Here is a 21,794-nt window from a genome sequence, read left to right as displayed (position 1 = left end):
ATAACAAAAACAAATAATGCGAAAATATCAATTTCAGAGGAAGTTAAGGACTCTTATCTTCCTCTTTTTATCAATAAGCATAATAATAGGAATAGAGAGTTCTCTGGATGCATCAAATCGGGAAGTAAGAAGCGTAAGAGACTCTACTTTTAAGTCCTTTATAAAACAGGTCAATCAAAATTATGGCAGGCAATACGCCTCGCATGTAGAAGATCTGTTTCACACACTTCTCAAACCGGAAAAAACTGATCCTTCTGAAAAAGGACCGCGTTTCCTGGAGTTTGATGTTCTGAAAATGAGAGAAACAGCAGGTATATTTCAAACAGCAATCATTAAGAATAGCAATATGATTAGTAACAGGGACAGATGTAAAATATCCTTTACGCCCAGAGAGAGATGCTACGTATACATTTTCAAAATAGAAACGACAGGTAAGATATTCCCAATATTCCCGAGAAAAGAGTTCAGCTTGCAGACAAACTCTTTAACGCCTAACTTGACCTACTTTGTTCCTCCTATGAAAAAATGGCTCTCTTTTAATAAAGACTACGGAAAAGAAGCAATTATTTTGTCCGCATTCATCAAAGAAAACTATGATATTGAAAAACTGATGAAATACTTCAACACTTTCAGTTTTAAAAATACACCTGTTAAAAAGGAAAAACTTAAACCTGTAAAGGAAATCCCTATAATCAGTAAAGGTATAAGCCGATCGAATAAAAGTAAAGAGAGAAAACTCCGGCTTCCTTTTGATCAACTTGCGACATTTACGGCAACTGAGTATATATGGATAGACAGTAAATTTGTAAAAATGGTATGGTATAAACGAAAATGAATCACCTCGTAAATCTATAGATGTTTCTATTCTGGATTGACATTTTACAAGAACAGACTTGTGTTTATTAATTACTTGATTATTCTGAAATAATTACAATATTGTCTCTCCTTCTATCTATACGCAAGGAATATTTCTGCAATTTTGCTTCTCTTACGTAGAAATTGAAAATATTATTATAATTATATGAGTTGAAAAAAGAGAATTAATGCCATCTAAAAATTGATTATTTCTATTTTTCCAACAGGAGGAATCAGGCTTTTGATTGGAATTGTAGTTCATTGTACTATAGAACAGAAATTGAAGTTGTCAATAAACCGGGCGTTTGTAGAAATTATTGAAGAGGTTTTTTATGATTGATATTCATGCACATATAGTGTTGGTTGCTCATATACCGCTTTGATAATTAAACTCCACCGTATGGATGTATTGATAAGAGCCTGGAATTATGTTCGAAAGAACAAGGGAAGTGCTGGAATTGATAAGGTAACAATACAGGAAGTTGAAAAGCAGGGCGTATTGAAACTCCTTTTTGCGATTCAGATCGAATTGGCAGAAGAGAGCGATAGCGCTGAGGTGCGCCGTATGGCGTATAAAATAGTAGGAAAAAAGAAACACCTCTTCTTCTGTTCGGGCTAATTTCATACTCAATATTGTTTTCCCCTCCGATAATGCGACCTTCTCCTCTTGCACTCCAGACCAGAGGGCTTCATCATATGTTCTCTTGCGTGAGACTGCTATATATTTAAAGCCGTTCTTTTTAATCAATGCAATATTATCTTCCGTAGCAATCCCTGCATCCATAACAATCGTCCTCTGACTCGAAAACAAGCTTTCTTCTTCTTTTAACCCCAACAAAATACCCTCAAGCGTATCCGGCTCTTGACACATTGCCTTTCCACACTTTGCTCTGCTTAGGAAATCCCTCTTCATCTATTGTAAGCGATAGTGTAACCATTGGACAATCATTGCGCTTCTCTTTTGATTTGCCATACCCAGCTACTTTACTATCCCTCTTGCTCCCTTCAAAATAGGTATTTGTTAAGTCTTTGATTGGTTAACAATTCTTCAATACAATTGGCAAGCTCTTTCCATTTGTCTTCAGGTAGGTGAAGCTGTCCAGGATTTAAAACTATTCGCTGTTTCGGGCCTGCTGTGGTGCGTACTGATTATATAAGCTGATGTTGTATATATCTCTTTTTGCCCTTGGCATTTTTTTTGTCTTTTTGCGGATAAACATAATGATACTGATGATACCGCAATGGGATGCCTATGGCAAGCAGAAGGACATATATTCAAGCACTACGTAAAATGCCTGGCACACAAACAAACAAGGAGTTTACGACAAATTTCTCCTGTTTTTGCTTGATTTTGCCTTTTTTTGAGAATAATTTGTCGAACTTCGGTTAAGCGGGAGAGGTCTATTTGGTGCAAGATTCAGGTACTAATAAACATAGATTTTCATGGTAAAAAACTAACCCTAAATTCAAGTAGTAGACGAACCAGTAGTAATTAATTTTTATTATCCATGCATGGCATGACAATGTTTTCAAGTTTTTCCATTTCATTCAATAGTGTCGGCAAATTCCTTTTCTTTTTCATTCGAACAATTATTTTTTTAGATATGATTTCTATCTCTCCGCTATTGCATAGAAACTTTTCAAATAAAGTCGTTGAGGTGTTATGAGTATATCCCGGTAGGTTCATTGCTAATAATCTCTTTTTATATTCTTTAAGGTTTTTTTTGTATCGCATTTTCTCGTTCTTCTGTGTCCAATAGTGAAAAATTCCATGCACTACATGCTGAATTCAGAAGAATTTGCCTTTCTTCATGTTATTCCATTGATGCGATTGTTAGCGTCCTTTCTTGTATCTTGCTATTCTGATCTGAGAACTTTCGCCATAATGAAAGTAGATCTTTCCTTCCATCTTGTCTTTGGTTAGTGTTTGACGAAACCAACCCCATCCAGATACTTCATCATCTTCGTCGTCTTCAACAAAGCTATACCCGAGAATTTCTATACCGCCAATTTCATCTTTCACGACATCCATTTCAATGTGAATGTAGCCAAATGTCATTGTGCCGGACTCTTTAGTGAATTCAACACTGGCTTCTTCTAATTCATCAAGATACTCAGTGTCCCAAACAGATGTTTCAGTAATTCGCCATTTTCCCACATAAGACATGATTACTCCCTTATATTGATTGACTCAACACCGACTTGCTTGCCGATAACGCTGAGATCAGATGCGCCTTATGGCGTATAAAATAATGAGGAAAATAGAATAAGCAAAGAATCAAAAAATATAAAAATCGCAAGAGATAAAGGCGTCAACTCCAGAGACCCGTTATTTCTTTAATAATCACTATTTTTATTAGCTTTGTCAACAATCAATACTCCACTTTTGCTTATTCACAAGATGTGACACCACTACCATTCAAGTTGGTATGACCAATCAGTGGCTCAAGGAACAAGGGCTAGTTTCTATCAAAGAACTATGGGTTTCTTTTCACTACCCAAATAAAACGAGGTAGTCTTCATGAACCGCCCTCTGCGGGCCCGCATGCAGTGGTGGTGTGGGGAGGGGGAGCTAACTACTCCCCTTTACCCGATTCGGCTTTTTTGACTTTTAATAATTTCAGTCAATGAACGTAATGCCTGATTTACAGAATCATGATCAGGGAAGAATTTTGCAACATCTGGATCAATAACAACAACATTTGTTCCTTCTTCAAATTTTTCTGCATATTTCCCCTGAACCCCATTGCTGAAATCATATTCTTCAAGCATTTTTGGATCTTTTTGCATTTTCTTCATATTGCTTCCTTTCTTTTTTTGTTGCCTTTCTTGCGTTTATTATTCTGATTTTAATTTCTCTTACAGTATGAACTATTATCAAAAGCCGATTTTTACATGAGTTTCCAATTGTAATAAATCTATCCTCTTCATCAGAATGCAGAGGATCATAAATTGTTAATGATATGGTATCTTTGAAACTGGTGCTTGCCTCATCAAAAGATATACCATGTATTTTTATGTTCTTTTTGGCTTTTTTTGGATCCCATTCAAATATAAGCATATTTCATCATTTTTTTTACTTGCGCAAATATATTTTACAATGACAAGTAGAACATTCTATTCATTATGATTAAGCATTTAATCATTACTATTTCTATTAGCTTTGTCGATGTTTGTCAACAATAAATACTTTAATACAGATTTACAATGCTAATCACAAATCTAAGGAGTGAGCATCATTTTTCGCAGTTATTAATAAAGGAAGTTAGTTCTATCTGAACTTATATATGACTCAATATCAAAGATATGACCCTGTTTCCCCGTATAGTGTAAAAGGTATTCGTTATGTGTTTTTATTTGCTTAATTTTGCACTGGCAAGTCGGTTTAGACTTACACCCGCTTCCGCCGCCTGTATAGTAAGCTTTCTATGTGTTTCAGGCGGAACACGTACCATAAACTTCCCGCTAAAATTTCTATTAGCAACCGGCTCAGGTATATCTTCTCCATTTTTTTTCATATCAGCTATTACATCGGCAACAACTTTTCGAATACCTCTGAGAGCTCCTTCAGGTGTTTTAGTTAGCCAGCTTAAACTAGGGAACTCTACACACAATCCTACATATTCTTTATCGCCTTCAGACCAAGTAACACGATAAGTATAATGATCATTTTTCAGTGCCATGATCTACCTCCAATCTTTCTATGGCCATAAGCACTTGTTTAACTTGATATGCTTTAGCCTTTCCTTTATTATTCTGGATATTCACCCTGGGATCTCCTTGCCAAGGTGTTTTATATATTCTGTGACTGCTTCCCCTTTGTCGTGCATCGCCAAAATAATAGTTACATACCAAACATAATTCTGAAAATCTAACATTCTTAGGGCTTTGCTTCATTTGTGTAAGAATGTTATAAACTTTACTCATATGTTTATTATAGTATCATTAATAATACTATTTTCAACTGAAAAAAGAAGTGCCTGCTGACTATTTTATGCTCACCTTTACTATACCCAAAGAGCTTCGATCATTAGCATGGCAGCATCAACGCTTGCTTTACTCGATAATGATACAGTGTTGTTGGGAAACCGTAAAAACCTTTGTCCAAAATGACAGCGTATTACAAGGAAACGCTGGAGCCATCACTGTTTTGCACACCCACTCTCGCTCTCTCGATTACCACCCGCATATCCATCTGGTAATGCCAGCCGGGGCCATCAATCAGAAGAAAAAGCTTTGGAGCTTCAAAAAAAGCGAAGGAAAGACGCGGTACCTTTTCAATCACAAAGCGCTGGCTAAAGTGTTTCGAGCAAAAATGCTCGATGCCGTGAACAAAGCGGCTCTTACGCTTCCAGTTAATTATCCCAAAACATGGGTCGTCGATTGCAAATTTGTCGGCAACGGTGAAAAGGCACTGGTCTATCTTGGTCGTTATCTCTACAAAGGGGTCATTCAAGAGAAAGATATTATTACGTGCAAAGATGGTCAGGTGACCTTTCGTTACCAGGATAGTAAGAGCAAAAAAATGCTCACAAGAACACTTCCCGGCCCGCAGTTTCTCAGGTTGATTCTCCAGCATGTTCTACCCAAAGGTTTCAGGCGAACACGGAACTTTGGTTTCCTCCACCCTAATAGCAAACGCTTGATTGCATTGCTTCAGTACCTTACCGGTATCAACCCGAATAAGTCGTCAGCCTGGTTCAGAGAGCGTCCAAAGCTTACGTGCAAATGCTGTGGAGGAATAATGAAGATCATAAAAACGATGATACCTCCATCACACAAATCCAGGTCTTTCCCCTACAAGTTAACAAAAGAGGAGGCTGTTCTGGTTATGTAATTGAATCCGCTATGCATCTAAGATTTGCAAAAACGGCATTATCGGGTCGAGATGGCCCCTGTTCGCTCAAATTTTAGGTAAAATGGCCGAAAAACCATGTTCTGTAGCTCCTAAAGTATGACGACAGCAATTAAAAAATCCACTTCTTTGGCTTCATAGCTTCTGCGGTAAAAAAGAGAAGCAATCTTCATAAGATATTTTCTTATACAATGTTTAGCACCCAAACAACGGGCTTGTCCAACAAACGGTTCAGATTGTGGTTCGTCCCTCACACAATCTAACCTTATTCGTTCGGCCTTTTTAGGAAGCCCACTTCATTTGCAGTTTACGATGATGAACAGCACAATCGCGAAGGTAGAGATTGATCAAACTCTGATAAGGAATGTTTGTTTCCTCCGCCATGGATTTAAAATAGGCAACGGTGTCACTGTCCAGCCTCATAGTTACAGGTTGTTTCAGATACTTAGTGTAAGGGTTTTTACGCCCTTTCATTTTGGAAAAATCATAATGATCTCTCATTTTTTACTCCTCCAATATTCAATTTCTTCATCTTTATCAGCTTTTCTAGCTGAAAAAATTCGAATGACTGTTTCGCTTTTTCGGAAACAGTGGCAAACGACAAGTACTCTCAGCTTGTGACTAATTCCAAGCAAAATGAAGCGGTCTTCATCCTCCGAACGGTCAGGATCAAAAAATTGGATAGCATTTTCATCAAAAAAGACCTTTCGTGGTTCATCAAAGGAAATACCATGCTTTTTAATATTAGCCTTTTCTTTCTTATTATCCCATTCAAACCGCATGTCATTCATACTTACAATGTACGTATAACACCAGGATAAGTCAAGATAAATTTGAAGTAGAACGCTCCGCATAAGCAACCACCACCTGTGCGTAATGCTTGCGATAGAGCCTTTAAGCGGAAGCCTCAATAAATATTAAACCGCATAGTTATTGGTGGTTGGCTTAATGCGATTGTTGGACCATTGCGCTATGTCGGAGAACAAAATTTCAAATTGATTAAATAATGTTCCCTCACAACCGATATGGGAGGGTGAATCTGTTTGCAAAAAGGAGGATCTCTGTCTATAATAACTCTATCTCAATCCGATTTCTTGTCTTGACTGATGGGTTTCTAATCCGCCTACGCTTGAAAGGACTCCGGCCAAAAACAATCGAGGCTTATTCACGTGCCATCCGACGGATCGGTGATTATTTTGACAATCAGATACACGATCTATCTGAACAGCAACTACTTGACTATTTTTCCAATCTCCTCAATACCCATTCATGGAGCGCAGTCAAATTAGACCTCTACGGACTAAAGTTTTTCTACACTCATGTGCTTCATAAGCGTTGGGAGCAAGTAAATCTTATTAAACCACCCAAAACGCAACGTTTGCCCGATATTGTCACCATTAATGAAGCCCACCAACTTTTCCAGGTGACGAGAAAACTCAGTTACCGGGCCTTCTACTTTGTTCTTTACAGTCTTGGTCTCCGCCTGGGTGAAGGACTACGTCTTGAGGTTAGCGATGTCGATTCTCAGCGAATGCGGGTGCATATCCGCGATAGCAAAGGCAAATAAAGACCGTTTCGTACCCCTGCCAAAGGTAACCCTGAATCTCTTACGCCGTTTTTGGCTTGTTCATCGCAATCCTGTCTTTCTATTTCCAGGCCGTCATGGTGGCTTGAAATCAGCCCACCTGGCAAAAACACCTCTGAATAGAAATGGCGTTCAGGCCACTATGCGTAAGGTAGCCCGGGAGTGTGGAATTAAAAAAAAATTACACCACACAGTCTGCGACACAGATACGCAACCCATCTGATTGAGGCGGGTGTTGATCTGCTTGAAGTTCAAAAAATCCTCGGCCACCACAGTATTTTAACCACTGCCAAATATACCCACCTGACCTCTCATACAAATCGTAATGCCTTGCAATTAATTAATGATTTGATGAATGGTTTTTCCATAGAATGGGGGAATGTTATATGATATCTCTCTCCTCTATAATTGAGACCTTCATTGCTGACTTTATCACTCTTTATCATGGTTCGATCCTGCCAAGTCAATTCAAAGCCCTGGCAGCCATGAAGGATTGTCGCACTACGCAAAGCCGCGTCATGCTGGTCCAATGTAATGACTGTGAAAAACAGGTTTTTGTACCGCACTCCTGCGGTAACCGCAATTGTCCTCATTGTCAGAGTCATGAGTGTCAGCAGTGGTTGGAGCGTCAACTGAAAAAAGAAGTGCCTGCTGACTATTTTATGCTCACCTTTACTATACCCAAAGAGCTTCGATCATTAGCATGGCAGCATCAACGCTTGCTTTACTCGATAATGATACAGTGTTGTTGGGAAACCGTAAAAACCTTTGTCCAAAATGACAGCGTATTACAAGGAAACGCTGGAGCCATCACTGTTTTGCACACCCACTCTCGCTCTCTCGATTACCACCCGCATATCCATCTGGTAATGCCAGCCGGGGCCATCAATCAGAAGAAAAAGCTTTGGAGCTTCAAAAAAAGCGAAGGAAAGACGCGGTACCTTTTCAATCACAAAGCGCTGGCTAAAGTGTTTCGAGCAAAAACGCTCGATGCCGTGAACAAAGCGGCTCTTACGCTTCCAGTTAATTATCCCAAAACATGGGTCGTCGATTGCAAATTTGTCGGCAACGGTGAAAAGGCACTGGTCTATCTTGGTCGTTATCTCTACAAAGGGGTCATTCAAGAGAAAGATATTATTGCGTGTAAAGATGGTCAGGTGACCTTTCGTTACCAGGATAGTAAGAGCAAAAAAATGCTCACAAGAACACTTCCCGGCTCGCAGTTTCTCAGGTTGATTCTCCAGCATGTTCTACCCAAAGGTTTCAGGCGAACACGGAATTTTGGTTTCCTCCACCCTAATAGCAAACGCTTGATTGCATTGCTTCAGTACCTTACCGGTATCAACCCGAATAAGTTGTCAGCCTGGTTCAGAGAGCGTCCAAAGCTTACGTGCAAATGCTGTGGAGGAATAATGAAGATCATAAAAACGATGATACCGCCATCACACAAATCCAGGTCTTTCCCCTACAAGTTAATAAAAGAGGAGGCTGCCCTGGTTATGTAATCGAATCCGCTATGCATCTAAGATTTGCAAAAACGGCATTATCGGGTCGAGATGGCCCCCGTTTGCCCAAATTTGAGGTAAAATGGCCGAAAAACCATGTTCTGTAGCTCCTAAAGTATGACGACAGCAATTGAAAAATCCACTTCTTTGGCTTCAAAGCTTCTGCGGTAAAAAAGAGAAGTAATCTTCATAAGATATTTTCTTATACAATGTTTAGCACCCAAACAACGGGCTTGTCCAACAAACGGTTCAGATTGTGGTTCGTCCCTCACACAATCTAACCTTATTCGTTATGCCTTTGTTAAATGTAGCTCCTCATCGATTCTCTCTGACAAAAAGATTTTCAATAAAGATTGATATGGTACGTCTCTTTTGTTTGCCAAAAGTTTGAGCTCTTCCAGCATTGACTCTGGAAGACGAAGAGAAATTGTCTTGACTGATGGCTTTAAGTTCGGCAATATAACTTTTTTTGCCTTTTTCCAGTCCAGAACCTCTGTAGAATCCTGTTTTGCCCAATACTCTCTTTCTTTATCTTCGCTTTTGAATTTAGGTATTCTCTTTCTCATGTGACTTATATTCCTTCCTTTCTTTGCGGCTCATATCCCTTGCCGATATCACTCGTATTTTTGTCGCTCGAACAGTAAAAACCACAAACAATTTCCTGCCTACATCAGTATGACCAAGAACATAATATCTATTGCTTTTCTCCGAATGTTTTTCTGAATCAGCAAGGACCAATGGCAAATTGAAAAATATTTGCTCACTTTCAGATGGTAACACCTGGTGTTTAAGCCATATTTTTTCTGAGTTGTGTTTGTCCCAGTCAAAGCCTGTGCACCCAAATAATAATTTATTATCACCCATTACGCCTGAAGTATATTGCTATAATATACATTTGTAAAGATTTTTTTAGTCTTTCTATCTATTTCTGTCAATAGATTAGGTTTCGACCCCAGTTTCCTTACTACTTAATTAACAGGTTAGGAAATGCACAATTATCACGAGTTGGGATAGTTGACGACCACAGTTGAGTCAGACTCAAGAGCTACCTCAACGTTGTGTGCACTTGCTGATCCTTGGTTGGAGATTTGAACTACGACTGGTGTGAGGATATTAAGATCTGAATGCGGGCCTCCAATTACCAATTCTGGCGCGATCTTTTCGTGCTCCTCGATGCCATAGAGGCGTACGTAGAGGTCACTTCTATCAAATGTTCCTTGCTTTCTGGCTATGATCCAAACGAACATTGACCCTGCAGGATACTGGTACAAACAAGCCTGGGCACACCGGAACGCTGTTGTCCGATGTGAGCGAAGAAGACAGCAAGGGATATGGCGAACATAGTGCAATTTGAGGTAACTCAGCTTGTGACCGGAAAGAAGTCAGCAGAAGGCATAGTAGGCATTTTTTTTAATTTTTAATTGCTGAAGGCCTGAACATGAAGTAAGGAGGAGCACCGTTGGGGGTGAGAAATGTGATGAACCCGATTGGGGGAGCAAATTATTCTTGGGTCTCAACTGGAAAGCCATTCTTAAAGGAGAAAACATAGTGGAAAAGGTGTTGTCATCAGACAATGTGCGTAACGCATGGAAACAGGTTAAGGTAAACAAAGGAGCTGCCGGTGTAGACGGTATGTCTACAAAGGAGTTTCCTGAATTTGCCAGAAACCACTGGAACGACATCAGAAACCATTTGATAGAAGGGAGCTACAAACCTTCACCGGTTAAACGGGTAGAGATACCTAAGCCGGATGGAGAAAAGCGGCCCCTTGGTATCCCGACAGTTACTGATAGGGTAATTCAGCAGTCAATAGCCCAGGCACTAACACCTGTTTTCGATCCCGGGTTTTCGGAATCGAACTATGGGTTTCTTTTCACTACCCAAATAAAACGAGGTAGTCTTCATGAACCGCCCTGTGCGGGCCCGCATGCAGTGGTGGTGTGGGGAGGGGGAGTTAACTACTCCCCTTTACCCGATTCGGCACCTTTTCTCTTTTTAGATATTTTCTCATCTAATGAAAAGTTACCTGGACCAATGAACAGAAGACTGAAAAACAAAATTGCAGATTCAAGGGCATGAGAGTATTTTACAAATGAATCGCCACTATTTACGTGCATTAGTGTGGCAACAACCATTGTGCTTAGCAAAAAGAAGCATGCAGGGCGGGTAAGTAGTCCCAGCACAAGTAATAGACCACCTCCAACTTCGGAGATTGCAGCCATAAACCCCATACCGGTAGGAGCAAGATTTATACCTAGGGCTGATAATGCTCCACCAAGCTTTGTCCATACTTCCGGTCCCCCTGTCAGTTTAGGAAAGCCATGACAAATAAACATTATGCCAATGCCTATTCTCAAAATGAGAAGTCCTTTATCACGATGTTTGTCAAGTTTATGAAATATCATATTCAACTCCTTATTGGTGCCTAACGCCTGAGGTGAGTAACCCCGTATGGCAAATAAAATAAAGAAAAATAATAAGACAATCAAAGAATCAAAAAATAATCAAACCGCACATGATTAATGGGTTGGCTCCACTGATTCGTTATGTGAGTTCATGAACTGCTTTGTAAATACTTACTTCTTTTTTAAGTCGCTTTGAAAGTTTATCTTCTTCAATGTCGAGGTCGTAATCCATTTGCAATCCTAGCCAAAACTGTGGGGACATTTTGAAATAATGTGCTAAGCGAAGCGCTGTGTCAGCTGTAATTCTGCGTTTTCCATGTACTATTTCATTGATTCTGCGCGGAGGAACACCAATATCATTGGCCAGTTGATTTTGACTTAACCCCATTGGTTTCAGAAATTCTTCCAAAAGTATTTCTCCGGGATGGATTGGTTTCATCTTTTCTGTACTCATTATACAATCTCCTAATGATAATCTGTTATTTCAACATTGTTTGCTTCACCACCAGACCACTTAAAACAAATTCTCCATTGATCATTTATTCGAATGCTATGTTGTCCTTTTCTATTACCGTACAATGCTTCAAGGTGATTTGATGGTGGGACCTTCAAGTCATTTAATTTTATTGCTCTATTCAGCATTCTTAGTTTTCGCAATGCAGTTCGTTGAATGTCGTGAGGAAGCTTACGTGAAAAAGAGCGATTAAAGATTTTTTCCGTTTCTTTGCATTTGAACGACTTAATCATGTAAGAAGTATAAACAACTATAACGTGTAACGTCAAGCGTTAAATATTGTTGTTAGTTGGAGCACATAACGACTGAGGCGAGCAACCCCGTTTGGGAAATAGAATAATAGATAAAAAACAAAATAAACAAAGAGTCTAAAAATAATCGAATCTTAAATGACGGAGGGGTTGGCTCCACTGATTTGTGTACGCCCAGCATGTATGTGAGCTCATAAGGTGAAAGTCCCTTATGGGAGAATCACGATATGGCGGCATTATACGCCAACCATTAGCCGAAGGCAAGGGCTAAGCCGTGAGGTTTGGTCTGAAGGAAGCCGGAGTGCAATTCTGCGAGCCGACGAACAGAAAGGTCATATAAGGCTTAACCTCCGGGCGAGTTAGCACAACATAACGAAGCCCGGTGATTCAGGAGGTAGGGTAAATGATCCGGTTGTGCAGAGAAAGTTCACATACTTATCTGGGGAGATCTTTTCGGCATGCGATGTTGCAGACCATATACCAGACTTACCAGTCAGGATACTGGTACAAACAAGCCTGGGCACACCGGAACACTGTTGTCCGATGTGAGCGAAGAAGACAGCAAGGGATATGGCGAACATAGTGCAATTTGAGGTAACTCAGCTTGTGACCGGAAAGAAGTCAGCAGAAGGCATAGTAGGCATTTTTTTTAATTTTTAATTGCTGAAGACCTGAACATGAAGTAAGGAGGAGCACCGTTGGGGGTGAGAAATGTGATGAACCCGATTGGGGGAGCAAATTATTCTTGGGTCTCAACTGGAAAGCCATCCTTAAAGGATAAAACATAGTGGAAAAGGTGTTGTCATCAGACAATGTGCGTAACGCATGGAAACAGGTTAAGGCAAACAAAGGAGCTGCCGGTGTAGACGGTATGTCTACAAAGGAGTTTCCTGAATTTGCCAGAAACCACTGGAACGACATCAGAAACCATTTGATAGAAGGGAGCTACAAACCTTCACCGGTTAAACGAGTAGAGATACCTAAGCCGGATGGAGGAAAGCGGCCCCTTGGTATCCCGACAGTTACTGATAGGGTAATTCAGCAGTCAATAGCCCAGGCACTAACACCTGTTTTCGATCCCGGGTTTTCGGAATCGAGCTATGGGTTTCGACCAAATCGATCTGCTCATGATGCGGTAAGAAAGGTAATGGAATATATTAGACAGGGTTACAAGTACGCCGTGGATATTGACCTGTCGAAATACTTCGACATGGTTAACCACGACCTCTTGATGCAGAGGCTAAGCCTTCGTATCAAAGATAAAGCCTTGTTGAGATTGATCAACCGTTACCTGAAAGCCGGAGTCAAAGTTGATGGCAAGGTTGAAACGACCTCTAAAGGGGTTCCGCAGGGAGGACCGCTATCACCTCTTTTATCCAATATCGTACTTGATGAGTTGGATAAGGAGCTTGAAAAGCGTGGGCACAAGCATGTGCGGTACGCAGATGACTTCATCATTTTAGTAAGAAGTCACAGAGCAGGTGTGCGGGTGATGCGAAGCATCAAACATTTTCTCCTGAAGAACCTTAAACTTATAGTCAATGAGAAGAAAAGCAAGGTAGTTAAGTCTGACCAATGTTCATTCCTTGGATTTATTTTTAAAGGAAAGAGTATACGTTGGAGTGATGATTCCTTAGCGGAGTTCAAGAGGCAGATACGTAAGCTAACTGGACGAAGTTGGGGAGTTTCCATGAACTACCGTCTTAGAAAGCTTGGAGAATATATACGAGGTTGGATGGGTTATTACGGATTGTCTGAGTATTACCGGCCAATACCTGAACTTGACCATTGGCTGAGACGCCGCATTCGAATGTGTTACTGGAAACAGTGGCGGCGATGCCACAAGCGTGTAAAGGAGTTGCTAAAGCTTGGATGTTCCAAGCGTCAAGCTATTTTTACGGCTCTTAGCCGTAAAAGCTACTGGCACTTATCAAAAACGTTTACAACTCAAGTTGGTATGACCAATCAGTGGCTCAAGGAACAAGGGCTAGTTTCTATCAAAGAACTATGGGTTTCTTTTCACTACCCAAATAAAACGAGGTAGTCTTCATGAACCGCCCTGTGCGGGCCCGCATGCAGTGGTGGTGTGGGGAGGAGGAGTTAACTACTCCCCTTTACCCGATTAGGTTTTTTCTATTTATCAAAGATAAAGAATTGACCCCGTTCTGTTCCTGACTACTCTTTTATGCTCACCTTTACTATACCCAAAGAGCTTCGATCATTAGCATGGCAGCATCAACGCTTGCTTTACTCCATAATGATACAGTGTTGTTGGGAAACCGTAAAAACCTTTGTCCAAAATGACAGCGTATTACAAGGAAGCGCTGGAGCCATCACTGTTTTGCACACCCACTCTCGCTCTCTCGATTACCACCCGCATATCCATCTGGTAATGCCAGCCGGGGCCATCAATCAGAAGAAAAAACTTTGGAGCTTCAAAAAAAGCGAAGGAAAGACGCGGTGTCTTTTCAATCACAAAGCGCTGGCTAAAGTGTTTCGAGCAAAAATGCTCGATGCCGTGAACAAAGCGGCTCTTACGCTTCCAGTTAATTATCCCAAAACATGGGTCGTCGATTGCAAATTTGTCGGCAACGGTGAAAAGGCACTGGTCTATCTTGGTCGTTATCTCTACAAAGGGATCATTCAAGAGAAAGATATTATTGCGTGTAAAGATGGTCAGGTGACCTTTCGTTACCAGGATAGTAAGAGCAAAAAAATGCTCACAAGAACGCTTCCCGGCCCGCAGTTTCTCAGGTTGATTCTCCAGCATGTTCTACCCAAAGGTTTCAGGCGAACACGGAACTTTGGTTTCCTCCACCCTAATAGCAATCGCTTGATTGCATTGCTTCAGTACCTTACCGGTATCAACCCGAATAAGTCGTCAGCCTGGTTCAGAGAGCGTCCAAAGCTTACGTGCAAATGCTGTGGAGGAATAATGAAGATCATAAAAACGATGATACCTCCATCACACAAATCCAGGTCTTTCCCCTACAAGTTAACAAAAGAGGAGGCTGTTCTGGTTATGTAATCGAATCCGCTATGCATCTAAGATTTGCAAAAACGGCATTATCGGGTCGAGATGGCCCCCGTTCGCCCAAATTTGAGGTAAAATGGCTGAAAAACCATGTTCTGTAGCTCCTAAAGTATGACGACAGCAATTGAAAAATCCACTTCTTTGGCTTCAAAGCTTCTGCGGTAAAAAAGAGAAGTAATCTTCATAAGATATTTTCTTATACAATGTTTAGCACCCAAACAACGGGCTTGTCCAACAAACGGTTCAGATTGTGGTTCGTCCCTCACACAATCTAACCTTATTCGTTAGGATTGCTTTAATTTATTCAATAGTTTCTCATAATCTGTATGGGTTCCAACCCAGAACCATACTATTTCGCGACCCTGTTGTATCCCCACTGCACGGTAATTTATGGAAATACGTGCCGAATAAATCGGTTTAGTCGAATGTACCCGCTTGAAGTATAACCCTGGATGATAAGGATTTTTTTTGAAATGGGTGTAAGTCTCTTTTGCTTTTTTTTGAATTTCATTTGGCAGTTCCGTCAATAGCTTACGAAATCGCTTTGTTGTGTGTGAAATCATAGTTTATCAATATCCAGCGGCTTGGTCTTTCCTTGTGCATGCTCAGCGAGAGCTTCTTCCGCCAGCTTTTCTAATAAATCTTCCGATTCAGCAAACAATCTTTCCCATTTTTTTTCAGATTCTAACTCATCAATTAACCATTTTGCTATCACATTTTGCTCCATTTCCGGTAACTTTGAAGCCTTTTTAAATGCTTTTTCAAGAAGTTGTGTCATAATTCACCTCCATTAATTTTATCTAGTACCTAAAGGTAAAGATTTGTAAGGCTTTTAACCATTACTATTCATTTGATAAGTTGAAAGTATATGTAAACAATAATAAATTTGACCTGTTCGTCAATATTATCACTTTTGATTCTATAATCGTCAATTGAAATCTTGGTTGTTTGATGTGTAATTTTGCCTTGTTTGTCAATAGATTAGGTTTTTAGCCCCAGCAATTGTTCCCAAAGTTCGTACAAATAATTACACTCTTGTATAGCCTTTACCACTACAAACACCACAAACAGGAGGCTTTAAATAATCTGGGGCTCTTCTTGTTGAAAAAATACCATCTTTAACTCCATATCTTTTTACCCCCTTTCCACATTTCGTACATTCAAACAAAACATAATTATCTTTCCATTGATAATCAGCATGTTTACAAATACCAGTACCTTTACAATGCACACATTCAATTACTTGCTCATCATTAACTGAAACAATATCCATGACATATTTCCTAACGTCCAGTATGAGCTGGCCGGCTGAGAGGCCAACAAACCGGAAGAGTATTGACCGGTCAGCTCGATACATTCGTTAGGCTTTTAATCATTACAGTTTTTTTAGAAGTTGACATGTTTTTTTGAATTTCAAATGATGCGCTGAACCCGACCCCCCAGCCCGAAAGCTGATGTTACAGGTAATAATTCCAGGTATCAGGGAAACCCCGATACCGCTGAACGTAATTCCACAACAAAGCCTATAAATTCGAGCAAGGGGTTTTCCCATAGCTCTCGAAACACGATATAACAGATGACAAATTTGGAAACTTTTTGATTTCATTATGCTTCCTCCTTTCTCGGTCTGAGGTACCGGGTTCGACTCGGGGGCCGAGTTCAACACAACATCTTTCTTGTATTTTTTTTAAAATCTACAAAGGCCTCATATTGAAATGAGCAGATGAAAACATTATCTATTATCTTTAAAGAATCAAAAGATTGTATATTTTTGACCACCGTATTGAATTCTTCTTTCTCAAGAAGCCCATCTTGATTTAAATAAATAACTAAAGAATTTATTTTGTCATATTTTTTAAGTTTTTTATTTATTACATCTTCAATCATCTTTGTATGTGCATTAATGCAGTCTTCGGGGCCTTTTTCTACAGGAATAGATTCTGTTACTCCATTTTTCTTCGATGCACCTTCAGCACAAAATGTAGGTTCTCCTTTATTCTCACGCTCTCGAACGATATACTCCTTCTTATGTTCCGCGACTGTTATTTCGATTATTTCATCTGTATTTAGTATTGCATCGCCTTTTTGACTTCCATTTTGCCATTTTATAGTTTCAGCTCTCATTCCATTACGATACAGAAATTGTAAATATTTCTGAAGTGGCAAGATTTCCTCTATAAATTTCTTTATTTCTTTATGTTTACCTCTTTCTCGTACCAGATAGCCATAGCCCTTATGGCATCTAATTTTCTTAAATTCAGCATCAACTTTTTCAATAAAATCTGACGCAGTGAAATTGATATTATCAAATTCTTGCAATGAAATTGTCAGTTCCATAATAGTTGTTCTTTCATTTGTATAGCGTCGAGCTAACCTACCGCCCATTTTTTGGAGGTTAGGTAGTAGCTATTATTTTAAAATTTCTTTGCTCATCAGAGATTTCGCATATAAGATTATAGCAATAGAAATACACCAACCAATTACAGCCCCAATTAGCCCACTTCCAATAGCAGAGATCCAATCTTTAAAAATAGTCTGATATACAATCATTAACATTGAAAGAATAAAGGCAGACAAGAATGCATAATATGCAAATTTCCTTAATAAAAATAGCATGATTGCACCTATCAGATTTAATACCCCTGTAATTATTGTGAGTGATAAATCAAAAATATTCAGAGAGTTGAAATAGGCTTGTTGTGCTTCGTTTAGCTAAATTAAACCACCATATATTAATGCAAAGGATAGGATTGTGTATCCTGCTGAAAGAATATAAAATATTGTTATTATCCATACCAATTTGGGTCTTTTATGTTTTTGGGGAGACATATCAATTGAGGTTGCTTGATTTTTCATTATTTATTCATTTGCCTAACGACTGAGGTGAGCAACCCCGTTTGGGAAATAGAATAATAGATAAAAAACAAAATAAACAAAGAGTCTAAAAATAATCGAATCTTAAATGACGGAGGGGTTGGCTCCACTGATTTGTTGGACGAAGCCGCTATCGCGGAGAACAGAAATCGGAAATTTATTATATAATGTAACCTCATACCCTCAATGGGAGGGTGAATCTATTAACAAATAGGAGGTTACAGGTCTATGAAAACATTATCTCAATCCGATTTCAACAAAAATTACCAAACGCATCTAAAGCACCTACGCTTGAAAGGACTCCGGCCAAAAACAATCGAGGCTTATTCACGTGCCATCCGACGGATCGGTGATTATTTTGACAATCAGATACACGATCTATCTGAACAGCAACTACTTGACTATTTTTCCAATCTCCTCAATACCCATTCATGGAGCGCAGTCAAATTAGACCTCTACGGACTAAAGTTTTTCTACACTCATGTGCTTCATAAGCGTTGGGAGCAAGTAAATCTTATTAAACCACCCAAAACGCAACGTTTGCCCGATATTGTCACCATTAATGAAGCCCACCAACTTTTCCAGGTGACGAGAAAACTCAGTTACCGGGCCTTCTACTTTGTTCTTTACAGTCTTGGTCTCCGCCTGGGTGAAGGACTACGTCTTGAGGTTAGCGATGTCGATTCTCAGCGAATGCGGGTGCATATCCGCGATAGCAAAGGCAATAAAGACCGTTTCGTACCCCTGCCAAAGGTAACCCTGAATCTCTTACGCCGTTTTTGGCTTGTTCATCGCAATCCTGTCTTTCTATTTCCAGGCCGTCATGGTGGCTTGAAATCAGCCCACCTGGCAAAAACACCTCTGAATAGAAATGGCGTTCAGGCCACTCTGCGTAAGGTAGCCCGGGAGTGTGGAATTAAAAAAAAATTACACCACACAGTCTGCGACACAGCTACGCAACCCATCTGATTGAGGCGGGTGTTGATCTGCTTGAAGTACAAAAAATCCTCGGCCACCACAGTATTTTAACCACTGCCAAATATACCCACGTGACCTCTCATACAAATCGTAATGCCTTGCAATTAATTAATGATTTGATGAATGTTTTTTCCATAGAATGGGGGAATGTTATATGATATCTCTCTCCTCTATAATTGAGACCTTCATTGCTGACTTTATCACTCTTTATCATGGTTCGATCCTGCCAAGTCAATTCAAAGCCCTGGCAGCCATGAAGGATTGTCGCACTACGCAAAGCCGCGTCATGCTGGTCCAATGTAATGACTGTGAAAAACAGGTTTTTGTACCGCACTCCTGCGGTAACCGCAATTGTCCTCATTGTCAGAGTCATGAGTGTCAGCAGTGGTTGGAGCGTCAACTGAAAAAAGAAGTGCCTGCTGACTATTTTATGCTCACCTTTACTATACCCAAAGAGCTTCGATCATTAGCATGGCAGCATCAACGCTTGCTTTACTCGATAATGATACAGTGTTGTTGGGAAACCGTAAAAACCTTTGTCCAAAATGACAGCGTATTACAAGGAAACGCTGGAGCCATCACTGTTTTGCACACCCACTCTCGCTCTCTCGATTACCACCCGCATATCCATCTGGTAATGCCAGCCGGGGCCATCAATCAGAAGAAAAAACTTTGGAGCTTCAAAAAAAGCGAAGGAAAGACGCGGTGTCTTTTCAATCACAAAGCGCTGGCTAAAGTGTTTCGAGCAAAAATGCTCGATGCCGTGAACAAAGCGGCTCTTACGCTTCCAGTTAATTATCCCAAAACATGGGTCGTCGATTGCAAATTTGTCGGCAACGGTGAAAAGGCACTGGTCTATCTTGGTCGTTATCTCTACAAAGGGATCATTCAAGAGAAAGATATTATTGCGTGTAAAGATGGTCAGGTGACCTTTCGTTACCAGGATAGTAAGAGCAAAAAAATGCTCACAAGAACGCTTCCCGGCTCGCAGTTTCTCAGGTTGATTCTCCAGCATGTTCTACCCAAAGGTTTCAGACGAACACGGAACTTTGGTTTCCTCCACCCTAATAGCAATCGCTTGATTGCATTGCTTCAGTACCTTACCGGTATCAACCCGAATAAGTCGTCAGCCTGGTTCAGAGAGCGTCCAAAGCTTACGTGCAAATGCTGTGGAGGAATAATGAAGATCATAAAAACGATGATACCTCCATCACACAAATCCAGGTCTTTCCCCTACAAGTTAACAAAAGAGGAGGCTGTTCTGGTTATGTAATCGAATCCGCTATGCATCTAAGATTTGCAAAAACGGCATTATCGGGTCGAGATGGCCCCCGTTCGCCCAAATTTGAGGTAAAATGGCTGAAAAACCATGTTCTGTAGCTCCTAAAGTATGACGACAGCAATTGAAAAATCCACTTCTTTGGCTTCAAAGCTTCTGCGGTAAAAAAGAGAAGTAATCTTCATAAGATATTTTCTTATACAATGTTTAGCACCCAAACAACGGGCTTGTCCAACAAACGGTTCAGATTGTGGTTCGTCCCTCACACAATCTAACCTTATTCGTTAGGTCTTTAATAGTCACTATTTCTATAAGCGTTGTCGATGTTTGTCAACAATAAATACAGGCTTGTCGCACTAATCGCAAATCAAGGTTTGTCCCTCAAGGCCGAACGAGCGTCTTGTTATGCATTACCGATTATTATTTTTCTCTCCATGACATAATCATCCATAATAAAACCGCCTCCAATATCTTTTTTTACTTCATTAATAGTGACAAAACCACGATGCTCATACCATGAAATTGCGCCATTATTGAAACGATTCACTGTCAACCATAAGGTGTTAAGATCCTCTAACTTGCATTTTCGTTCAACAAAATCAAGAATTGACTTGCCCACGCTTTTACCACGTGCCGATTGCTTTACGTAGATCTTACTCAACATCAATCTCTTAGCGTCGATGTCAGGAACTAATCCTGCGTATCCAACCATCTCATTGTCGACCGTTACCAAATAATATTCCCAACCACTATTAATCTGAGACAAAATGGCTTCAGCACTTTGAAATTTTTCGAGCATATATACCACTTGTGATGCGCCAATTATTGGTGTGAAGTGTTGCGTCCAAATTTCCTGCGCCAAACGTTCAACGACAACGATTTCATCAGATGTAGAAACATGGATGATTTCAAGGGTCATATTCTTCTATTGAATGCATAACGTCTGAATCAGTTGACAATAATGGTAAACCTATTGACGTTTGAAAAACTGAAAACTTTATTACTTTATAAGCATTGGTCAAACCACAAGTGCATTTTTGGTCAACTGAATTTAATTGTTCGGCTCAATTCACTCATTTTCCAGCATATCAGAAGTTTTTCTTAAGCCCATTATTATCTCTTCTTTAGATTGTCCAGTAAGTTTTGAAATTTCAAAAATAGTGTCCGGATCGAACAAATCAATATCATATACAATTGCTGTAGATTTACATTCCTCACACACTGCGCTGTCTACAAACAATCGTCCATCATTTGTTTTGAAGAAGATGAAATCTATGGAATATTGTTGTTTGAATTCTAATCGAATATTATTCTGAGTCTTGTCGTCAGAGTGTTTTCTTTTTGCCACTCCGTAGACCTCAAATATTCTTCTTAAAAACCTTTTTTTCTCTCCACATAGATTGCAGCTTGAAGGTTTCAACTTAGAAAATTTCTTATTAGTAAGCAGTTGGCTCACTTCATGTGATGTTAGTTCTTTTATTTTAGTAGATTTACTCATGCTACATGTCCTTTTGTATTTATCTCTGCCGAACAGTGCAATAAGTGGAAAATTTCCATGATATTACTTGCTATAGATGGAAAATATTTACACTTATTATGATATTAAACATATAAAAGCGGAAAGCCTTGTCCGCTTATTAAAACCAGCTTGACGTTTTC

30 protein-coding genes and 5 pseudogenes are annotated in these 21,794 nt (G+C 39.8%); 11 read left to right on the top strand and 24 right to left on the bottom strand.

The window, feature by feature from the left end; translation table 11 throughout:
* Positions 1-16 precede the first annotated feature (16 nt).
* Complete coding sequence (locus SCALIN_RS12585; RefSeq protein WP_096894830.1) at positions 17-835, top strand: DUF4384 domain-containing protein; 819 nt, start codon at positions 17-19, stop codon at positions 833-835.
* Positions 836-1,222: 387 nt separating this feature from the next.
* On the opposite strand, the gene SCALIN_RS12580 is transcribed toward SCALIN_RS12585, so the two are convergent.
* From SCALIN_RS12580 to SCALIN_RS24050, 7 genes are all read right to left on the bottom strand, one after another.
* Positions 1,223-1,768 carry a hypothetical protein gene (locus SCALIN_RS12580; RefSeq protein ID WP_096894829.1) on the bottom strand — a complete coding sequence of 182 codons (546 nt, stop codon included), beginning with the start codon at positions 1,766-1,768 and terminating at the stop codon, positions 1,223-1,225.
* A gap of 579 nt (positions 1,769-2,347) precedes the next feature.
* Positions 2,348-2,590, bottom strand: a complete 243-nt coding sequence (locus SCALIN_RS12575; protein ID WP_096894828.1) for a hypothetical protein — start codon at positions 2,588-2,590, stop codon at positions 2,348-2,350.
* Between the two features lie 99 nt (positions 2,591-2,689).
* On the bottom strand, positions 2,690-3,022 hold the full coding sequence (locus SCALIN_RS12570; protein WP_096894827.1) for a hypothetical protein: 333 nt from the start codon (positions 3,020-3,022) through the stop codon (positions 2,690-2,692).
* A gap of 419 nt (positions 3,023-3,441) precedes the next feature.
* The gene (locus tag SCALIN_RS12560) at positions 3,442-3,654 is read right to left on the bottom strand and encodes a hypothetical protein (RefSeq protein WP_203415471.1); all 213 of its coding nucleotides are present in this window, start codon (positions 3,652-3,654) and stop codon (positions 3,442-3,444) included.
* Entirely contained in the window at positions 3,620-3,916 is a 297-nt protein-coding gene (locus tag SCALIN_RS12555) for a BrnT family toxin (protein ID WP_096894826.1), read from the bottom strand. The genes SCALIN_RS12560 and SCALIN_RS12555 overlap by 35 nt, the downstream gene beginning before the upstream one ends.
* Positions 3,917-4,208: 292 nt before the next feature.
* Entirely contained in the window at positions 4,209-4,538 is a 330-nt protein-coding gene (locus SCALIN_RS12550) for a type II toxin-antitoxin system HicB family antitoxin (RefSeq protein WP_096894825.1), read from the bottom strand.
* Entirely contained in the window at positions 4,522-4,782 is a 261-nt protein-coding gene (locus SCALIN_RS24050) for a toxin HicA (RefSeq protein ID WP_096894824.1), read from the bottom strand. Before SCALIN_RS24050 ends, SCALIN_RS12550 begins: the two co-directional genes overlap by 17 nt.
* A 34-nt stretch (positions 4,783-4,816) precedes the next feature.
* On the opposite strand from SCALIN_RS24050, the pseudogene SCALIN_RS12540 reads away from it, so the two are divergent.
* Positions 4,817-5,692, top strand: a pseudogene (locus SCALIN_RS12540) (IS91 family transposase); the annotation flags it as partial.
* A gap of 110 nt (positions 5,693-5,802) precedes the next feature.
* On the opposite strand, the gene SCALIN_RS22245 reads toward SCALIN_RS12540, so the two are convergent.
* Genes SCALIN_RS22245 through SCALIN_RS12530 form a run of 3 tightly spaced genes read right to left on the bottom strand, consistent with a single transcriptional unit; the run spans position 5,803 to position 6,501 of the window.
* Positions 5,803-5,964: a hypothetical protein gene (locus tag SCALIN_RS22245; RefSeq protein WP_162532300.1), complete on the bottom strand. Its 162-nt coding sequence runs from the start codon at positions 5,962-5,964 to the stop codon at positions 5,803-5,805.
* Positions 5,965-5,992: 28 nt separating this feature from the next.
* On the bottom strand, positions 5,993-6,211 hold the full coding sequence (locus tag SCALIN_RS12535) for a BrnA antitoxin family protein (RefSeq protein WP_096894823.1): 219 nt from the start codon (positions 6,209-6,211) through the stop codon (positions 5,993-5,995).
* The gene (locus SCALIN_RS12530; RefSeq protein WP_096894822.1) at positions 6,208-6,501 is read right to left on the bottom strand and encodes a BrnT family toxin; all 294 of its coding nucleotides are present in this window, start codon (positions 6,499-6,501) and stop codon (positions 6,208-6,210) included. The genes SCALIN_RS12535 and SCALIN_RS12530 overlap by 4 nt, the downstream gene beginning before the upstream one ends.
* Before the next feature lie 308 nt (positions 6,502-6,809).
* Here SCALIN_RS12530 and SCALIN_RS24045 point away from each other — a divergent pair.
* The 3 genes and pseudogenes from SCALIN_RS24045 (at position 6,810) to SCALIN_RS12515 (ending at position 8,800) form a co-directional block, all read left to right on the top strand.
* Positions 6,810-7,518, top strand: a pseudogene (locus tag SCALIN_RS24045) (tyrosine-type recombinase/integrase).
* Complete coding sequence (locus tag SCALIN_RS24040; RefSeq protein WP_203415479.1) at positions 7,476-7,685, top strand: tyrosine-type recombinase/integrase; 210 nt, start codon at positions 7,476-7,478, stop codon at positions 7,683-7,685. Before SCALIN_RS24045 ends, SCALIN_RS24040 begins: the two are co-directional and overlap by 43 nt.
* Positions 7,682-8,800 (top strand): IS91 family transposase, encoded by a 1,119-nt coding sequence (locus tag SCALIN_RS12515; RefSeq protein WP_096894821.1) that lies wholly within the window; start codon positions 7,682-7,684, stop codon positions 8,798-8,800. Before SCALIN_RS24040 ends, SCALIN_RS12515 begins: the two co-directional genes overlap by 4 nt.
* Positions 8,801-8,910: 110 nt before the next feature.
* Here SCALIN_RS12515 and SCALIN_RS22240 read toward each other — a convergent pair whose 3' ends face one another.
* From SCALIN_RS22240 to SCALIN_RS12505, 3 genes are read right to left on the bottom strand one after another with little or no spacing between them, the layout of a single operon-like run.
* Positions 8,911-9,072 (bottom strand): hypothetical protein, encoded by a 162-nt coding sequence (locus SCALIN_RS22240; RefSeq protein WP_162532299.1) that lies wholly within the window; start codon positions 9,070-9,072, stop codon positions 8,911-8,913.
* Positions 9,073-9,090: 18 nt separating this feature from the next.
* The gene (locus SCALIN_RS12510; protein WP_096894820.1) at positions 9,091-9,366 is read right to left on the bottom strand and encodes a BrnA antitoxin family protein; all 276 of its coding nucleotides are present in this window, start codon (positions 9,364-9,366) and stop codon (positions 9,091-9,093) included.
* Positions 9,347-9,664 (bottom strand): BrnT family toxin, encoded by a 318-nt coding sequence (locus SCALIN_RS12505; RefSeq protein ID WP_096894819.1) that lies wholly within the window; start codon positions 9,662-9,664, stop codon positions 9,347-9,349. Before SCALIN_RS12505 ends, SCALIN_RS12510 begins: the two co-directional genes overlap by 20 nt.
* A gap of 684 nt (positions 9,665-10,348) precedes the next feature.
* Here SCALIN_RS12505 and SCALIN_RS23100 point away from each other — a divergent pair.
* Positions 10,349-10,879: a hypothetical protein gene (locus SCALIN_RS23100; protein WP_230406611.1), complete on the top strand. Its 531-nt coding sequence runs from the start codon at positions 10,349-10,351 to the stop codon at positions 10,877-10,879.
* A 95-nt stretch (positions 10,880-10,974) separates the two neighbouring features.
* Here SCALIN_RS23100 and SCALIN_RS24035 read toward each other — a convergent pair.
* The 3 genes and pseudogenes from SCALIN_RS24035 to SCALIN_RS12485 all read right to left on the bottom strand — a co-directional run.
* Positions 10,975-11,136, bottom strand: a pseudogene (locus tag SCALIN_RS24035) (DoxX family membrane protein); the annotation flags it as partial.
* A 208-nt stretch (positions 11,137-11,344) separates the two neighbouring features.
* Positions 11,345-11,659 (bottom strand): HigA family addiction module antitoxin, encoded by a 315-nt coding sequence (locus tag SCALIN_RS12490; protein WP_034402162.1) that lies wholly within the window; start codon positions 11,657-11,659, stop codon positions 11,345-11,347.
* 11 nt (positions 11,660-11,670) lie between these two features.
* Entirely contained in the window at positions 11,671-11,952 is a 282-nt protein-coding gene (locus SCALIN_RS12485) for a type II toxin-antitoxin system RelE/ParE family toxin (protein WP_096894816.1), read from the bottom strand.
* Between the two features lie 476 nt (positions 11,953-12,428).
* On the opposite strand from SCALIN_RS12485, the gene SCALIN_RS23395 reads away from it, so the two are divergent.
* From SCALIN_RS23395 to SCALIN_RS12475, 3 genes and pseudogenes are all read left to right on the top strand, one after another.
* The gene (locus SCALIN_RS23395; protein WP_261341027.1) at positions 12,429-12,563 is read left to right on the top strand and encodes a hypothetical protein; all 135 of its coding nucleotides are present in this window, start codon (positions 12,429-12,431) and stop codon (positions 12,561-12,563) included.
* A 194-nt stretch (positions 12,564-12,757) separates the two neighbouring features.
* The gene (gene ltrA / locus SCALIN_RS12480; protein ID WP_096894815.1) at positions 12,758-14,014 is read left to right on the top strand and encodes a group II intron reverse transcriptase/maturase; all 1,257 of its coding nucleotides are present in this window, start codon (positions 12,758-12,760) and stop codon (positions 14,012-14,014) included.
* Between the two features lie 117 nt (positions 14,015-14,131).
* Positions 14,132-14,998, top strand: a pseudogene (locus tag SCALIN_RS12475) (IS91 family transposase); the annotation flags it as partial.
* A 110-nt stretch (positions 14,999-15,108) separates the two neighbouring features.
* Here the strand turns inward: SCALIN_RS12475 and SCALIN_RS22235 are convergent.
* From SCALIN_RS22235 to SCALIN_RS12455, 5 genes are all read right to left on the bottom strand, one after another.
* Positions 15,109-15,270 carry a hypothetical protein gene (locus tag SCALIN_RS22235; RefSeq protein WP_162532299.1) on the bottom strand — a complete coding sequence of 54 codons (162 nt, stop codon included), beginning with the start codon at positions 15,268-15,270 and terminating at the stop codon, positions 15,109-15,111.
* Positions 15,271-15,288: 18 nt separating this feature from the next.
* Positions 15,289-15,567 (bottom strand): ParE family toxin-like protein, encoded by a 279-nt coding sequence (locus SCALIN_RS24030; RefSeq protein WP_096894814.1) that lies wholly within the window; start codon positions 15,565-15,567, stop codon positions 15,289-15,291.
* Positions 15,564-15,782: a hypothetical protein gene (locus SCALIN_RS12465; RefSeq protein WP_096894813.1), complete on the bottom strand. Its 219-nt coding sequence runs from the start codon at positions 15,780-15,782 to the stop codon at positions 15,564-15,566. Before SCALIN_RS12465 ends, SCALIN_RS24030 begins: the two co-directional genes overlap by 4 nt.
* A 249-nt stretch (positions 15,783-16,031) precedes the next feature.
* Complete coding sequence (locus tag SCALIN_RS12460; protein ID WP_133111879.1) at positions 16,032-16,277, bottom strand: hypothetical protein; 246 nt, start codon at positions 16,275-16,277, stop codon at positions 16,032-16,034.
* A gap of 386 nt (positions 16,278-16,663) precedes the next feature.
* Entirely contained in the window at positions 16,664-17,341 is a 678-nt protein-coding gene (locus SCALIN_RS12455) for a hypothetical protein (protein ID WP_096894811.1), read from the bottom strand.
* Positions 17,342-18,106: 765 nt separating this feature from the next.
* On the opposite strand from SCALIN_RS12455, the pseudogene SCALIN_RS12445 reads away from it, so the two are divergent.
* Positions 18,107-19,014, top strand: a pseudogene (locus SCALIN_RS12445) (tyrosine-type recombinase/integrase).
* The gene (locus SCALIN_RS12435) at positions 19,011-20,129 is read left to right on the top strand and encodes an IS91 family transposase (RefSeq protein WP_096894808.1); all 1,119 of its coding nucleotides are present in this window, start codon (positions 19,011-19,013) and stop codon (positions 20,127-20,129) included. The pseudogene SCALIN_RS12445 and the gene SCALIN_RS12435 overlap by 4 nt, the downstream one beginning before the upstream one ends.
* Before the next feature lie 110 nt (positions 20,130-20,239).
* On the opposite strand, the gene SCALIN_RS22230 is transcribed toward SCALIN_RS12435, so the two are convergent.
* The 3 genes from SCALIN_RS22230 to SCALIN_RS12425 form a co-directional block, all read right to left on the bottom strand.
* On the bottom strand, positions 20,240-20,401 hold the full coding sequence (locus SCALIN_RS22230) for a hypothetical protein (protein ID WP_162532299.1): 162 nt from the start codon (positions 20,399-20,401) through the stop codon (positions 20,240-20,242).
* A gap of 137 nt (positions 20,402-20,538) precedes the next feature.
* Positions 20,539-21,054 carry a GNAT family N-acetyltransferase gene (locus SCALIN_RS12430; protein ID WP_096894807.1) on the bottom strand — a complete coding sequence of 172 codons (516 nt, stop codon included), beginning with the start codon at positions 21,052-21,054 and terminating at the stop codon, positions 20,539-20,541.
* Between the two features lie 150 nt (positions 21,055-21,204).
* Positions 21,205-21,633: a hypothetical protein gene (locus SCALIN_RS12425; RefSeq protein ID WP_096894806.1), complete on the bottom strand. Its 429-nt coding sequence runs from the start codon at positions 21,631-21,633 to the stop codon at positions 21,205-21,207.
* Positions 21,634-21,794 lie beyond the last annotated feature (161 nt).

Source organism: Candidatus Scalindua japonica (assembly GCF_002443295.1).
Lineage (GTDB): Bacteria > Planctomycetota > Brocadiia > Brocadiales > Scalinduaceae > Scalindua > Scalindua japonica.
The sequence above is the reverse complement of the archived record's forward strand: the minus strand, read 5'-3'. Positions and strand labels throughout refer to the sequence as shown.

Bases quoted from the DNA above. Each gene is read 5' to 3' on its own strand.
- SCALIN_RS12585 (WP_096894830.1), top strand. From the start codon at position 17: ATGCGAAAATATCAATTTCAGAGGAAGTTAAGGACTCTTATCTTCCTC.
- SCALIN_RS12580 (WP_096894829.1), bottom strand. From the start codon at position 1,768: ATGAAGAGGGATTTCCTAAGCAGAGCAAAGTGTGGAAAGGCAATGTGT.
- SCALIN_RS12575 (WP_096894828.1), bottom strand. From the start codon at position 2,590: ATGCGATACAAAAAAAACCTTAAAGAATATAAAAAGAGATTATTAGCA.
- SCALIN_RS12570 (WP_096894827.1), bottom strand. From the start codon at position 3,022: ATGTCTTATGTGGGAAAATGGCGAATTACTGAAACATCTGTTTGGGAC.
- SCALIN_RS12560 (WP_203415471.1), bottom strand. From the start codon at position 3,654: ATGAAGAAAATGCAAAAAGATCCAAAAATGCTTGAAGAATATGATTTC.
- SCALIN_RS12555 (WP_096894826.1), bottom strand. From the start codon at position 3,916: ATGCTTATATTTGAATGGGATCCAAAAAAAGCCAAAAAGAACATAAAA.
- SCALIN_RS12550 (WP_096894825.1), bottom strand. From the start codon at position 4,538: ATGGCACTGAAAAATGATCATTATACTTATCGTGTTACTTGGTCTGAA.
- SCALIN_RS24050 (WP_096894824.1), bottom strand. From the start codon at position 4,782: ATGAGTAAAGTTTATAACATTCTTACACAAATGAAGCAAAGCCCTAAG.
- SCALIN_RS12535 (WP_096894823.1), bottom strand. From the start codon at position 6,211: ATGAGAGATCATTATGATTTTTCCAAAATGAAAGGGCGTAAAAACCCT.
- SCALIN_RS12530 (WP_096894822.1), bottom strand. From the start codon at position 6,501: ATGAATGACATGCGGTTTGAATGGGATAATAAGAAAGAAAAGGCTAAT.
- SCALIN_RS12515 (WP_096894821.1), top strand. From the start codon at position 7,682: ATGATATCTCTCTCCTCTATAATTGAGACCTTCATTGCTGACTTTATC.
- SCALIN_RS12510 (WP_096894820.1), bottom strand. From the start codon at position 9,366: ATGAGAAAGAGAATACCTAAATTCAAAAGCGAAGATAAAGAAAGAGAG.
- SCALIN_RS12505 (WP_096894819.1), bottom strand. From the start codon at position 9,664: ATGGGTGATAATAAATTATTATTTGGGTGCACAGGCTTTGACTGGGAC.
- SCALIN_RS12490 (WP_034402162.1), bottom strand. From the start codon at position 11,659: ATGAGTACAGAAAAGATGAAACCAATCCATCCCGGAGAAATACTTTTG.
- SCALIN_RS12485 (WP_096894816.1), bottom strand. From the start codon at position 11,952: ATGATTAAGTCGTTCAAATGCAAAGAAACGGAAAAAATCTTTAATCGC.
- SCALIN_RS23395 (WP_261341027.1), top strand. From the start codon at position 12,429: ATGCGATGTTGCAGACCATATACCAGACTTACCAGTCAGGATACTGGT.
- SCALIN_RS24030 (WP_096894814.1), bottom strand. From the start codon at position 15,567: ATGATTTCACACACAACAAAGCGATTTCGTAAGCTATTGACGGAACTG.
- SCALIN_RS12465 (WP_096894813.1), bottom strand. From the start codon at position 15,782: ATGACACAACTTCTTGAAAAAGCATTTAAAAAGGCTTCAAAGTTACCG.
- SCALIN_RS12460 (WP_133111879.1), bottom strand. From the start codon at position 16,277: ATGGATATTGTTTCAGTTAATGATGAGCAAGTAATTGAATGTGTGCAT.
- SCALIN_RS12455 (WP_096894811.1), bottom strand. From the start codon at position 17,341: ATGGAACTGACAATTTCATTGCAAGAATTTGATAATATCAATTTCACT.
- SCALIN_RS12435 (WP_096894808.1), top strand. From the start codon at position 19,011: ATGATATCTCTCTCCTCTATAATTGAGACCTTCATTGCTGACTTTATC.
- SCALIN_RS12430 (WP_096894807.1), bottom strand. From the start codon at position 21,054: ATGACCCTTGAAATCATCCATGTTTCTACATCTGATGAAATCGTTGTC.
- SCALIN_RS12425 (WP_096894806.1), bottom strand. From the start codon at position 21,633: ATGAGTAAATCTACTAAAATAAAAGAACTAACATCACATGAAGTGAGC.